The organism is Pseudochrobactrum sp. AO18b, assembly GCF_000409565.1.
Taxonomy (GTDB): Bacteria; Pseudomonadota; Alphaproteobacteria; order Rhizobiales; family Rhizobiaceae; genus Pseudochrobactrum; species Pseudochrobactrum saccharolyticum.
In genome coordinates, this window is record NZ_ANNO01000211.1 from 1 (window position 1) to 12057 (window position 12057).

Annotated in this window: 7 protein-coding genes and 1 pseudogene; 2 read left to right on the plus strand and 6 right to left on the minus strand. The window is 53.0% G+C overall.

The window, feature by feature from the left end:
* A partial coding sequence (locus tag A918_RS0108650; RefSeq protein ID WP_022710683.1) for a NifU family protein occupies nt 1-520 on the minus strand: 520 nt, incomplete at its 3' end.
* An 89-nt stretch (nt 521-609) separates the two neighbouring features.
* Nucleotides 610-1101, minus strand: coding sequence for a universal stress protein (locus A918_RS0108655; RefSeq protein WP_022710684.1), 492 nt, complete (start codon nt 1099-1101; stop codon nt 610-612).
* 301 nt (nt 1102-1402) lie between these two features.
* Here A918_RS0108655 and A918_RS0108660 point away from each other — a divergent pair, with 301 nt between their 5' ends.
* Nucleotides 1403-2149, plus strand: a complete 747-nt coding sequence (locus tag A918_RS0108660) for a class I SAM-dependent methyltransferase (protein WP_028233569.1) — start codon at nt 1403-1405, stop codon at nt 2147-2149.
* 40 nt (nt 2150-2189) lie between these two features.
* On the opposite strand, the gene trpS is transcribed toward A918_RS0108660, so the two are convergent.
* The 4 genes from trpS to A918_RS0108680 form a co-directional block, all read right to left on the minus strand.
* Nucleotides 2190-3257 (minus strand): tryptophan--tRNA ligase, encoded by a 1068-nt coding sequence (trpS, locus tag A918_RS0108665; protein ID WP_022710686.1) that lies wholly within the window; start codon nt 3255-3257, stop codon nt 2190-2192.
* A 229-nt stretch (nt 3258-3486) separates the two neighbouring features.
* Complete coding sequence (gene murJ, locus A918_RS0108670) at nt 3487-5088, minus strand: murein biosynthesis integral membrane protein MurJ (protein ID WP_028233570.1); 1602 nt, start codon at nt 5086-5088, stop codon at nt 3487-3489.
* Between the two features lie 172 nt (nt 5089-5260).
* On the minus strand, nt 5261-8080 hold the full coding sequence (locus A918_RS19950) for a [protein-PII] uridylyltransferase (protein WP_022710688.1): 2820 nt from the start codon (nt 8078-8080) through the stop codon (nt 5261-5263).
* Nucleotides 8081-8223: 143 nt separating this feature from the next.
* Nucleotides 8224-10539: an NADP-dependent malic enzyme gene (locus A918_RS0108680; protein ID WP_022710689.1), complete on the minus strand. Its 2316-nt coding sequence runs from the start codon at nt 10537-10539 to the stop codon at nt 8224-8226.
* Between the two features lie 402 nt (nt 10540-10941).
* Between A918_RS0108680 and A918_RS19955 the strand changes: the two are divergent.
* Nucleotides 10942-12057: pseudogene (locus A918_RS19955) on the plus strand (DNA mismatch repair protein MutS); the annotation flags it as partial.

Below are 12057 nucleotides of genomic sequence, written 5' to 3' on the forward strand. Positions count from 1 at the left end.
GGTTCTGAATGCCGTGTTTCAGTGTTGCTGTTGAAGACGGGCAGCCGGAGCAGGCGCCTTTCATATGCAGATAAACAACACCATGCTCAAAACCACGGAATGTGATGTCGCCGCCGTCTTGCGCCACAGCAGGGCGCACGCGGGTTTCGATCAGTTCTTTGATGGTTTCAACGATTTCCGCATCCGCATCGGCGAAGAACTCGCCTTCAGTATGATCGTGACCTTTGGACTGTTCTGACGCCATGACCGGTGCGCCGGACATCATATGTTCCATGATCGTACCGAGGATAGCCGGTTTGAGATGCTGCCATTCCGCACCGTCTTTGCTGACAGTGATGAAATCATAGCCGAAAAATACGCCATTCACGCCTGGTACTGCAAAGAGTTTAGCGGCGAGAGGCGAGGTATTGGCGGCGCTGTCCGCATCGCGGAAATCAGCAGTGCCTTCCGGCATAACCACTTTACCCGGCAGGAATTTCAGGGTCGCCGGATTAGGTGTGGCTTCAGTCTGGATGAACATTGAAGTTCTCCCGTGTTAAATGAGGGGCTGTAAAGAAAATACGGCAACCATGACCACAGAGTTGCGTGATTGCTCTTAATATAGGTGTTTCAGGCGACGGCATCAATGTCATCGTCAGAAAGATCTGACGGAATGACTGTGACCGGAACAGGGAAGGATGCGCCGCGCCCTGCAATCGACTGTACCAGCGGTCCCGGACCTTCTTTGCCGGAACCGGCAGCCAGTACCAGAATGGCAATATCCTGATCTTCTTCAATCAGGCTGTGAATTTCTTCCGCAGTCTGCCCTTCGCGCACAATCAGCTCAGGCTCAATGCCGTATTGCTCACGTAATTGCGTTGCATATTTATTCAGGGCTGTCTGCGCCCGTTCCAGTGCCTCTGCCCGCATAATATTGCCGACACCAAGGAATTGCTGGAAATCTGACGGGTCGATGACGAACAGCAACACCAATGCGCCGCCGGTATTGCGCACACGGCGTGATGCATAGGCAACCGCACGTCCGCATTCGGGCGTTTCATCAATTGAGACAAGAAATTTACGGCGGTGGCCGGCTTCCCGGCTAAGACGTTTTGAAACCATGCGCGGGAATTTGCCACTCAATAGGCCCGACTGCAAGATGACAATTTTGTGGCGGGGCGAAATTTTACATATTTGCCTTATGAAAATTACGCAATTTTCTGTCCCAGAACCTGTGCCGTAAAATCTATGCCCGTCGTTTATATTGTGTTTTCAGGCACTTTGTGTTTGAAAGGAAAAGCTATCGTCCTGCATTTCTTGCTGTTTCACATTGCTGTGTAACGGGATGATTTTTTATGTGCGGCAGAGTTTTGCGGCTTCTAAGCCTGTCTCTGCTTGCTGCGGACAAGGAAAAATTCAAAAAATGACGAAGACTTATGGCAAGCTGGCCTCGCGTGTTTACGAGTTGGATAAACCGGTCGGGCGCTCTTTCGGCGATGTGGAATTCTATCTCGAACGCCTGAAAACCATCACAGGGCCGGTTCTGGAACCGGCCACAGGCAATGGCCGTATGCTGGTGCCGCTGGCACAGGCAGGGCACAGCGTCATCGGGTTTGATCTGTCTCCTGATATGCTTGATCTGTGCAAAGCAAATTGTGCGCAATATGGTGTAAATGCAGAGCTGAGCAGGCAGGGTTTCACGACATTTCATTATGCGCAGAAATTTGCGGCTATTGTGCTGCCAGCCGGTTCTTTCCAGCTTATGACCGATCCGGTTGATGCAATGCATTTTCTGCACCTGTGCAGGCAGTCACTGATGCAGGATGGTAAGTTGTTGCTGGATATTTCTGTTGTCAGTGATTTCATGGATCACGCACCACGTGCACGGCACTGGCAGGATGGCGAAGATTTGCTGACTTTGCAGGAAATGCGCACCGCAACGGACTATGTCAAACAGGTGGTGACATCCCAGCTGCGTTATGAGCTATGGCAAGATGCGCAACTGGTGGCAACGGAGATGGAATTATTTTCTTTGCGCTGGTGGGGCGTGTTTGAGCTGGAACTGGCACTGCGTGAGGCAGGTTTTACGCAAATCAAAATCTACGGCAATTATCAGTCAGGCGATTTTGATACGGGCTCAGTTGGTACTCTGACCTTCGAGGCTCAATAGAAATAAAAAAGGCAGGGAATTCCCTGCCTTTTTTGTATTTTTATTTCTGCAGAAAGCCGACAATGTCGCGGACATTGTGCATGGTTTCTTCGGCAATCACGCTTGCGCGTTCACCACCGTCACGCAGAACGGCATCAATATAGGCCGGATCGGCTACCAGTCGACGCATTTCATGCGTGATTGGAGAAAGCTGCGAAACAGCGAGTTCTGCAAGCGATGCTTTGAACTCAGAGAACTGCTTGCCGCCGAAATCACGCAACACGGCTGCTTTGTCCGTGTTGGTCAAAGCTGCGAAGATACCGATCAGATTATCCGCTTCCGGACGGCCTTCCAGCCCTTCCACTTCTGAAGGAATAGCATCGGCATCTGTCTTGGCTTTACGGATCTTTTTGGTGATAGTGTCTTCATCATCAATCAGGTTGATGCGTGACAGATCCGACGGATCGGATTTCGACATTTTCTTGGTGCCGTCACGCAGGGACATGATACGCATGGCAGGGCCGGAAATCAGCGGCTCTGTGATCGGGAAAAAGCCCGATACAGTTTCATCACCAACAGCCATTTCCACGCCGATGCCGAGCGAGGCAATGCGGTCGGAATAGTCATTGTTGAATTTCTGCGCAATGTCACGTGTCAGTTCAAGATGCTGTTTCTGGTCGTCTCCAACAGGCACGGCGGTGGCACGGTAGAGCAGAATGTCTGCAGCCATCAGGCTCGGATAGGCCAGCAGACCCAGCGAGGCATTTTCGCGGTCTTTACCGGCTTTGTCCTTGAACTGCGTCATGCGGTTCATCCAGCCGATACGTGCAATACAGTTGAACACCCATGCAAGTTCCGCATGCTGGCGCACGCGGCTCTGATTGAAGACAATGCTCTTCTTCGGATCAAGACCGGCAGCCAGATAGGCGGCGGTGATTTCGCGTGTGGAATTTAAAAGTTCCACAGGATCCGGCAGAATTGTCAGCGCATGCATATCAACGACGCAATAAATGCAATCCTTATCGTCCTGCAAGGCAACCCAGCGCTTCAATGCGCCAAGATAATTGCCGAGGTGAAGATTGCCGGTTGGTTGTGCGCCGGAGAAAATGCGTTCTTTGAAGGTGTTCATTCTTGATAAATCCTGAAGCTGGTGGAGAGCCGGTCGAGCGTGATTATCGTCGAAACGTAAGGTTTGATAATCAGGGATGCTCTGGGGTTGCTTTTAAGGCTGGCATATGTGGTTTGGACGCATGCTGCCAGTCTTGGCTAAAAAGTTTGGATTATAAAAAATATCCGGAAGGCAGGCGTGTAATCCTGTCTTCCGGATGCGTTATTACTGCCAGAGTGCTGAAAAGCAATCAAGCGGAAATATCTGTATTTTCCGGCGTGGCCGCTGCTTTTTTACGGCGGCGCATATTGCCTTTCAGGGCGGAGAGGCTGGCACCGCCAATGGCAAAAACCGTCGCAAAATAAACAATCATGCTGCCGATCACGAGCAGGCCGAGCGTTGTTGCCTGTACCAGTAGTCCTGCCTGCCTGCTCAAATAGGTTTCAAAATATTGAGCGGCAAAATACAGAGCTGCGGCCATGTTCGCTGCTGCGATAATCAGGCGCGGAATACGGCGGATGAGGCCGGCATCATAATCCCAATGTTTGCGCCAGATCAGAACGGACAGCAGCAGAATGGCATTGACCCAACCGGCGGTGATTTCCGCCGTGGCAATGCCGGTTGGGCCGAGACGCGGGAACAGGATCAGCGCCAGTGTCACATTCACCACCACCGAAATACCGGCAAAGATCATCGGTGTGCGGGTATCCTCACGGGCAAAGAACCCCGGAATAAAAGCTTTAATCAGCACAAAGGCTGGCAGGCCGAGACCGTAAACTGCGAGAATTTGTGAAACAATCAGCGTGGATTCCGGACCGAACTGCCCGCGTTCAAACAACAGGCGCACCAGTGGTTCGGAGAAAACCAGCAGGGCTGCCGCCGCAGGCAATGTCAGGAACAGAGTGAATTCGACAGAACGGTTTTGCAGATTTCCGGCTTCCTGCATATGGCCGCCGCGCAAGGCACGCGACAATTCCGGCAGCAGAACGGTGGCAACAGCAATACCAACCACGCCGAGCGGTAACTGATAAAACCTGTCAGCATAAACGAGAGAAGACACGGCACCGGCTGAGCCGGATGCAATATTGGTATTAATCAATAGATTGATCTGGGTGATGCCGCCGGTAATCGCGGCAGGAAGCGCCAGCACGAGCAGGCGGCGTACATTTGGGGTCAATTTGGGGCGGCGAAAGCCGATTTTGATGCCAGCACGGCGTACTGCAAACCAGACAATGGCGAGCTGTACCACACCTGCCGCCATCACGCCCCAGGACAGGGCATAACCGATTTGCAGCGGGTCGTAATTCTGCGCCCATGCCAGCAGCAGCGCGCCGATCAGAATGAAATTCAGAAAAACCGGCGCAATGGCTGCCGCGAAATATTTATGCAGGCTGTTGAGCATACCGCCCATCATCGCTGCCAGCGACATACAGGCGAGATAGGGAAACATAATCATCGCCAGATTGACTGTATTCTCAAACTTCACCGGATCACTGGTAAAGCCCGGTGCAATCACGGTGCTGACCAGAAACGGCATGGAAAGTTCCATGGCAATGGTCAGGCCGAGAAGAATGGTGAACAGCACACCGAAGACTTCTTCAGAAAAGCGCCTGGCACCATCCATGCCATTTTGCTCAATCTCTTTGGCAAAGAGCGGCACGAAGGCAGCATTGAATGCACCCTCAGCAAACAGTCGCCGGAAAGTATTCGGGAAGCGGAAAGCGGTGTTGAAAGCATCCGCAACAGGGCCGGTGCCGAGAAACGCTGCCATCAGCATTTCACGGGTAAAGCCGAAGATTCTGCTCATCAGCGTGCCGGAAGCAACAGTTGCGAATTTTTTCAGCAGGCTCATGAATTCATCTCGTGAATAGGGAAGGACAGGCAGGCAGTGCGGCAAACTTTAAAAAGACGCAAGCCGGATTAGAGCGCCGTGTGCCAGACTTGGCACACGAAGGTCGCTCTAACACTTTAAAATTAGAGCATAATTTTTACCTTAAACTGATCCAAGTTTAAGGAATTATGCTCTAACCTGCCGTTTCGCGCAATTTTTTCGGATCGCCGTTTTTGTTATCTGGTGCTCTGCTATCACTCCCGCTCTTGTCAAACAAGCTGAGGAGGCGTTTCTGGATATTGGCCTGCTTGGTCGTACCGGTGATTTTTTGCCCGTCGAGACCGGTAACATAGAAAGTATCAATCACTTTCTCACCGAATGTCGTGATATGCGCCGAGGCAATATTGAGCGAAAGATCGGAAATCGCATTGGTAATTTCCGACAACAGACCGGTACGATCCAGCCCTTTGACCTCAATCACCGTGAATTTTTCCGAGAGCGTATTATTGATATGCACCCGAGGCGTGACATGAAAGGCACGGGCAGAGCGTCGCGCCTTTGTCTTGCGTGCCAGCACCTCCGGCAGATAGGTAGTGCCGGTCAGCACATCTTCAATTAATTGGCCGACACGCGCAGCACGGCGCATTTCATCATCATTGGTATCGAATTCACGGCTGATGAGGATGGTATCGAGCGCCCGTCCGTCCGTGGTGGTGAAAATCTGCGCATCAACAATATTGGCACCTGCCGCTGCACAAGCACCGGCAATGATTGACAGCAGACGCGGATGATCGGGCGACAGAATTGTCAGTTCGGTCACCGCCTCAAACTCATGCGGGCGAGCCAGAATATTGAGGATTTTGCCTGCTTCATCGCTGGCGCGGATGAAATCCGCATGGCGCTTCTGGTCTTCCTGCGGCACTGTCAGCATGTAATTATCATAATGCAGCGCCAGAACAGCTTTCCGTTTGTCCTCCGGCCAGTCGCCGAGTTGTTCGGCCAGCTGGCAGCGTGCCTGATTGCTTCGCTCGATCTGGCTCACTTCCGAGAAACCGCCGGTCAGCAGTAATTCTGTTTCATGATAGAGTGTGCGCAGTAACTGGCCTTTCCAACCGTTCCAGACGCCGGGGCCGACCGCTTTAATATCGCAGATTGTGATCAGTAGCAGTAGTTTCAGCCGCTCGGTGGTTTGCACAATGGCGGCAAAATCGGCAATGGTTTTGCGGTCGTTGAGGTCACGCGATTGCGCAACCTTGCTCATGGTCAGATGTTCCTGCACCAGCCATGCCACCAATTCTGTTTCTGACGGATTAAGCCCGAAACGCGGGCATAATTTACGGGCGATTTTGGCTCCGGCGGTGGAGTGATCTTCCGGCCTGCCTTTGGCAATATCGTGCAGCAGCAAGGTCACATAGAGCAGATGCCGGTCGTTTTTGAGTGTCGGCAACAGGCTGTGGGCGAGCGGATGCTCGTTTTTCAGCGTCTCATGTTCAATCTCGGACATGATGGCGATGCAGCGCAGCAGATGCTCATCAACCGTATAATGATGATACATATTGAACTGCATCATCGCGACGATCTTGCCAAAATCAGGAATGAATTGCCCGAGCACACCGGATTCATTCATCCGGCGCAATGTGCGTTCCGGCGTGCGCGGCGAGGCGACAATTTCCAGAAACAGCCGGTTGGCTTCCTTGTCATTGCGCACATCGCTTTTGATCAGTTTCAATGAGCGGCTGACGCGCTGAATGACATGCGGGTGATATTGCAGTCCGTGCTTGTCGGCGAGATAGAACAGCCGGATCAGATTAACCGGATCGCGCTGAAACACCTCATCATCGGCAATATTGATGCGGTTATGGTCGAGAATGAAGTCCGTGCTGCCGGCAATTTTACGCTTTTTGCGGGTCAGTGTGGAATAGATCTGGCCGGTGCCCGGTGTTTCTTTGAACTGCTCTTCTTCCAGCGCGGCACTGATGATGCGGGTCAGATCGCCGACATCTTTGGCCACCAGAAAATAATGCTTCATGAAGCGTTCAACACCGGTCTGCCCCGGATGATCGGTATAGCCGAGGCGGGTAGCGATCTCGCGCTGAATGTCGAAGGACAGGCGTTCTTCCGCCTTGCCATAGAGAAAATGCATATGGCAGCGTACTGCCCAGAGAAAATCATCGGCCTTGCTGAACAATTTTGCTTCGCTGCGGGAGAAAACGCCACGCTTGATCAGCTCTTCCGTGGAGTGAACACGGTAAATATATTTGGCAATCCAGAACAGAGTTTGCAGGTCGCGCTGCCCGCCTTTGCTCTCCTTAACATTCGGTTCCACCAGATAGCGCGTTGAACCCGCTTTCTTGTGGCGGATATCGCGCTCAATCAGCTTGGCCTGCACAAATTCCGCACCGCTGTCGGCAACGATCTCCTGATCGAAACGGGTGGTGAGTTCGTCAAAAAGCTCTTGGCTGCCGGTGAGAAAACGCGCTTCCAGCAGCGAGGTGCGGATGGTCATATCTTCGCGGGACAGGCGGATAGCATCATCAATATTGCGCGTGGAATGCCCGACTTTCAGCCCCATATCCCAGAGCATATAGAGCATATATTCCACAACCTGCTCGCCCCATGGCGTTTGCTTATAAGGCAGCAGAAACAACAGATCGATATCAGAACCCGGTGCCAACCCGCCGCGTCCGTAACCGCCGACAGCGATAATGGCGAGGCTTTCCGCTTTGGACGGGTTCACCGCCGGATAAATATGCTCAACGGTAAAATCATAAAGTGCGGCAATGATCTGATCCATCAATCCGCTGATGCGTCTGGCACAGGCAATACCGCCGCCGTCTTCCAGCAGCATGGTCTCGGCACGGGCTTTGCCGTCTTTCCATGTGGTTTTTAGTGTTTTCAGAACCTGATTGCGCATCTGGTCTTTGCTTGCATCTGCGTTGACGATCTCTGTGAGCGCGGCAGCAAGCGCCTGCCTGTCAATGATGCGGTCAAGATGAAGATCGGACAAGCGCATGGATCATGGTTCCGTAGTAGCAAAGTTACGATGCAGAAAACTGAGCATGGATTAAAGCTGAACGCAACGGTAAGTCTGCATTGTGCTCTAAAGAAGAAAGGCCGGAGAGTGCTCCGGCCTTTTGATTTCGGGTACTGAAATAATCAGTTGGTTGCCGCATAGGCTGCAAAGGCCGCCATATTGGCAATGTCGGAATCCTTGGCACTCAGCGGTACGATCTGCACAGCCTTGTCGAGACCGGTCAGCAACGGGCCGATCAGTGTTGCGCCGCCCAGTTCCTGCAGCATATCAGCGGCGATGGAGGCCGCATGATAATCCGGCATCACCAGCACATTGGCTGGGCCTGTCAGGCGGGTGAACGGATAAGATTCCATCAGCTTGCCGTTGAGAGCCACATCGGCACTCATTTCACCGTCAAATTCAAAGTCCACATGGCGTTTTTCGAGAATACGCACGGCTTCCTGAATTTTTTCCGAGCGCGCACCGGACATATGACCGAAGGTGGAATAAGCCAGCATGGCAACGCGCGGCACATAGCCCATGCGACGTGCTACATTGGCGGCTTCCACGGCAATATCAGCCAGTTCTTCCGCTGTCGGCTGTTCATGCACCGCAGTATCGGCGATGAAAACGGTACGGCCACGGCACAGAGCCAGCGATACACCGATCATCCGGTGTCCCGGTTTCACATCAATCACGCGACGTACATCTTCAATGCTGGTGGCATAATTGCGGGTTACGCCGGTAACCATGCCGTCCGCATCACCCATAGCAACCATGCAGGCCGCAAAATGGTTGCGGTCATTATTGATCATGCGCTGGCAGTCGCGGAACAGGTAGCCTTTACGCTGCAATTTCTCATAGAGATAATCGGCATATTCCGAGGTGCGCTTGGACAGACGGGCATTGGTGATTTCGATGCCGATTTTGCCAAGGTCGATACCGGCCTGTTCGGCAGTTTCGCGAATACGGTCTTCACGGCCGAGCAGAATGGCTTTGCCCAGACCCTGCGATGTGAAGGAAACGGCAGCACGGATGATTTGCGGTTCTTCACCTTCGGCAAAAATCACGCGCTTGGTATGACGGCGGATACGGTCATAAATGCCGGTCATGGTCGAGGCGATCGGATCGCGGCGTGCAGCCAGAGACCGTGCATAGGCATCCAGATCTTCGATCGGCTTACCGGCAACACCGCTGTCCATTGCGGCTTTGGCAACAGCAACCGGAATGGTGGAGAGCAGGCGCGGATCAAACGGCACCGGAATGATGTAATTCGGACCGAAACGCGGACGGTTGCCCTGATAGGCGGCAGCCACATCATCCGGCACATCCGTGCGTGCCAGTTCTGCCAGCGCATTGGCGGCGGCAACTTTCATCGCATCATTGATGGTGGTGGCGCGAACATCGAGCGCACCGCGGAAAATATACGGGAAGCCGAGGACGTTGTTGACCTGGTTTGGATAGTCGGAGCGACCGGTCGCGACAATTGCGTCGGAGCGGATGGCGGCTACTTCTTCCGGTGTGATTTCCGGATCAGGATTGGCCATGGCGAAAATAATCGGATTATCGGCCATGGAGCGAACCATATCTTCGGTCAGCGCGCCTTTAGCGGAAACACCGAAGAAAATATCCGCACCTTCCATGGCTTCCGCCAGTGTGCGCTTGTCAGTCTTGACTGCATGGGCAGATTTCCACTGGTTCATACCTTCGGTACGACCCTGCCAGACTACGCCTTTGGTGTCACACAGCGTTACATTCTCAGACGCAAAGCCCATGGCTTTGACCAGTTCGATACAGGCAATACCGGCAGCACCGGCACCGTTACAAACCATTTTCGTGGTCTTCAGGTCGCGGCCGGTGAGGTGCAGCGCATTGATCATACCGGCAGCGGCGATGATTGCAGTACCATGCTGGTCATCGTGGAAAACCGGAATATTCATCAGCTCGCGCAGGCGGCTTTCGATGACAAAGCACTCAGGCGCTTTGATGTCTTCCAGATTGATACCGCCGAAGCTCGGGCCAAGATAGCGTACGGAATTGATGAATTCTTCCACATCTGTGGTATCGACTTCGAGATCGATGGAATCCACATCCGCAAAACGCTTGAACAGCACCGACTTGCCTTCCATCACCGGCTTGGAAGCCAGCGCGCCGAGATTGCCGAGACCCAGAATGGCAGTGCCGTTGGAGATCACGGCAACCATATTGCCTTTGGATGTATAGTCATAGGCTTTGGCGGGATCTTCCGCGATCGCTTTGACCGGTACAGCAACACCCGGAGAATAGGCCAGCGACAGATCGCGCTGCGTAGCCATTGGCTTGGTCGGAGTAATTTCCAGCTTGCCCGGACGTCCGCGGGAGTGGAAATCCAGCGCCTCTTGCTCCGTCAGGGATGTGCCTTTTCCGGCTTGTGGTTTCTGGCCAGATTGCGGCTTCTGGGTGGTCTTATCGTTGGTCATTGACCCCTCCGATTTTCTCTGCGAGGGCGGTTGTCAGCTTATGCAGCGTGAACGGCCATAGTATTATAATATATTGAAACATCCTTCGGATGGCTGGGCAGTGTGTTTATATCAAGTCGGCCTGTTTGTGTAGCGCAATATTTGAAAAGATTTCGATGTTTAAAGACAATATTCGTATAATCGGCGCATTCCGGCGAAAATCACGGGGATATAAGCAACTGGCTGCTTCACAGGGCTTTGTTCGAAGTTTTAAACTGAAGCGTATCCCGAAAAGTGTGAAGCGGTTTTCGGAACAAGATACGCGGAAAACAAAATGGCAGAGCATTTCCTATTGGTTTAATCAAAACCGGAAATGCTCGTGCAGGATTTTGAAAAATTATTTCAGGAACATGTGTATTCCCTATGACGCAGCATGATACAGCCTCAGTAAAACCTGACCGGACGCCTGAACTCGCAGATGAGCCGCAGAGCACTTATGATGCAGGTCTCACCGCGCGCCCGACGCCGATGATGGAACAATATATTGAGATCAAGGCTGCCTATCCCGACAGCTTGCTGTTCTATCGTATGGGCGATTTTTATGAGCTGTTTTTCAATGATGCGATTGAGGCATCAGAGGCTCTCGGGATTACACTCACCAAGCGCGGCAAACATCTGGGCGAAGATATTCCGATGTGCGGTGTGCCGGTGCATACGGCAGATGATTATTTGCAGCGTCTGATCGGCAAAGGCTTCCGCGTGGCCGTCTGTGAGCAAGTGGAAGATCCGGCAGAGGCGAAGAAGCGCGGCTCGAAATCGGTGGTCAAACGCGATGTGATCCGTCTTGTCACACCAGGCACGATCACGGAAGAAAAACTGCTTGATCCGGCGCGTGCAAACTTTCTGATGATCCTCGGCCGTGTGCGTAGCGCACAAATGGGAAGTGGCGTAAGAGGTGCGGAAGAGGGCAGGTTGTCGCTGGCATGGATTGATATTTCCACCGGCCAGTTCCGTATGACGGAAACCACGCCTGAAAAACTCTATGCCGACATTATGCGCGTTGATCCGAGCGAGCTGATCGTGCCGGAAACCGCCTTTCAGGATCCGCAAATCCGTCCGGTACTGGATCTGCTCGGGCGGATTGTCATGCCGCAGCATCCGAGCCTGTTTGAAAGTTCAACGGCAGAAGAACGCATCAAGCGCTATTATGGCGTGGCAACTTTGGATGGCTTCGGCGAGTTCAACCGCACCGAACTTTCCGCCATTTCCGGTGCTATTGCATATTTAGAGAAAACCCAGATTGCCGAGCGTCCGCCGTTGATGCGCCCAGAGCGTGAGACGGATGGTTCGTCGCTGTTTATTGATCCGGCAACCCGCGCCAATCTGGAGCTGATGCGCACGCTCTCCGGCAATCGTGAAGGCTCGCTTCTGAAAGCCGTTGACCGCACAGTCACCGGTGCCGGTGCACGCTTGCTGGCCGAGCGTCTGACAGCGCCGCTGACTGAGCCGGAAAAGATTGCTGCAAGACAGGATTCCGTT